At 51.9% G+C, this 1,809-nt stretch carries 4 protein-coding genes and 1 pseudogene; 1 reads left to right on the top strand and 4 read right to left on the bottom strand.

Features of this window, described 5'->3' with window-relative positions; genetic code table 11:
• The coding region (locus GKC30_RS15075; protein WP_231117220.1) for a hypothetical protein at positions 1 to 233 on the top strand (233 nt) is incomplete at its 5' end.
• A 343-nt stretch (positions 234 to 576) separates the two neighbouring features.
• Here GKC30_RS15075 and GKC30_RS14805 read toward each other — a convergent pair.
• From GKC30_RS14805 to GKC30_RS14790, 4 genes and pseudogenes are all read right to left on the bottom strand, one after another.
• On the bottom strand, positions 577 to 897 hold the full coding sequence (locus GKC30_RS14805; RefSeq protein WP_196772920.1) for a type II toxin-antitoxin system RelE/ParE family toxin: 321 nt from the start codon (positions 895 to 897) through the stop codon (positions 577 to 579).
• Complete coding sequence (locus GKC30_RS14800) at positions 860 to 1,093, bottom strand: ribbon-helix-helix domain-containing protein (protein WP_155935745.1); 234 nt, start codon at positions 1,091 to 1,093, stop codon at positions 860 to 862. The genes GKC30_RS14805 and GKC30_RS14800 overlap by 38 nt, the downstream gene beginning before the upstream one ends.
• A gap of 343 nt (positions 1,094 to 1,436) precedes the next feature.
• Entirely contained in the window at positions 1,437 to 1,679 is a 243-nt protein-coding gene (locus tag GKC30_RS14795; RefSeq protein WP_155935744.1) for a peptidoglycan-binding domain-containing protein, read from the bottom strand.
• A gap of 10 nt (positions 1,680 to 1,689) precedes the next feature.
• Positions 1,690 to 1,809: pseudogene (locus tag GKC30_RS14790) on the bottom strand (IS5/IS1182 family transposase); the annotation flags it as partial.

Raw genomic sequence — 1,809 nt, 5'->3', positions numbered from 1 at the left:
TGCACTTCATTAAAGCCTCTCCTGTGCTCACTCTGAGCAGCTCACCAGGGGAGGCTTTAAACTATTCCCGCAAAAGTCAAACTTTACTGGTCCCCCAGCAAAGCTGGGGGATTTCTCATCGGATTAAAATCTGCAAGTCGGCGGCGAGCTTGCTCGCGCACTTCTCAGAGGATCGCCCGCCTGAGGTTCTTGTGTGCGATCAATCGGATAAAATATCCTCTTTACTTTTTTGAGGACGTGGATGGTGAACGTGTGCTGGTTCTGCCGATGACTGGCTACGCCCGACGGAGGACCCTAAGTTCGCCTCAGATAACGCCCCCCTTTTTACGGGCGCAGGTCTCTTAAAGAGGCCAGCCGCTGACGCGGCCGGCCTCTTTTTCTTTTGAGAGCGCGGGTGGTGGAGGTGTTGTGGCGACTCGACAGAGTCACCCCGCGTCCGGGCGCTGTCCGGGCTAGCTTCGCAGAGCCGTCCGCTTCGCTCCCGGCTGACGCCCGGGGTAGTGATCGCCTTCGGCTGTTGTCATGCCAGAAGGCTGCACACGATCGGGTGTAATTCCTTGAACGGGGAAACGTAGGTTATGTTGATTGAGGCCACTGCTGGCGGGTATGCAGGAGCCGAAGAATCTCCACTCGACGAGATACCCGGTAAACAAGCACATAAGGCAAGCTTGGGAAAATGAGTTCTCTTGTTCCTTCCACGGCTCCGGGTTTGCCCATTTGTGGGTATTGATCTAGCCGACTTGCTGTCGCTTTGATCGTCCCGGCAATTCGTTTAGCGGTGGGAGGATCATCATCAGCAATCCGACCAAGGATTGAATCCAAATTTTGAAAAGCGCGTTTGGTCCAAAACGGCACTGAGTCAAGCTCCGTACTTCTTGAATACTGCGGCAGCTTCATCCTCCGTGGCGAACTCACCACGTTCAGCTTCGGCGATGCCATCCATGACTTCGCGCATGAACCACGCTTGATGCTCAAGCAGATCGTCCAGAGCGCGATTGATCAGTTTGTTGCGGGATGTCCCGGTCCTTTTAGCCAAAGAGTCCAACGCTTCAATTTTTTCCGGATCAGTTCTGAAGCTCGTTGCGATTGGCATAATCACCCTCCTCATTTGTAGTCATTACAACTACAGTTTCGGATAAAAGTCAACGCTGCTCACGTGGGAGCCTCTCACAAATGCCGGAGCGAGCGCGAGGGCTGCACACGGTGGGGTGGAATTTGTTGGGCGGGGACTTTACATGGGGACAGGATTTTCGGGCTCGTGGTCCCTTTCTGGTCCCGCGTGGACAATTCATACCCAGTGACATGATTTTCTTTAGTACGAACTTTGAAAACGTGCCACCCAAGTTGCGGAGCAGGGTTGCTGACTTTTTCGAATGGCAACAGAATTCTGAAAATGCGCCTTCTCTTTTGAGAGTGCGAGTGGTTGGAGGTGGTGGTCACCGGGGCGCGTTCATCTCCAGGGCTCGGGAGTCTTTACCGTTAGCTGGCTCAATGAAACTTTTTAGTGCGTTCAGTGTACCGATGGTCAGCAGTCCATTAGGCTCTAGCCCTTCACTTCTTTGGAACTTTTCGAGTTCCTCTTTAGTGTTCTGCCCACAAATTCCATCCACAACACTAATGTTGTAGCCTTGCTTCTTTAGCAGAAATTGAGCTTCTCGGATTGATTTGACGCCTTTCACTTCTAAGAATTTATCCGTAAATAATCCCTATTTTTCTCAAGGCGATGATCGCAGCAGCCAAGTGAGTTAGAGCCATGTGTGATGAAAGAAGCTTTTCAAATCGTACCAAGAGCTTCCTGAAGCGGTTGAA

This window comes from Pseudodesulfovibrio alkaliphilus (genome assembly GCF_009729555.1).
Classification (GTDB): domain Bacteria; phylum Desulfobacterota; class Desulfovibrionia; order Desulfovibrionales; family Desulfovibrionaceae; genus Pseudodesulfovibrio; species Pseudodesulfovibrio alkaliphilus.
This window is presented reverse-complemented; position numbering and strand designations above follow the sequence as displayed.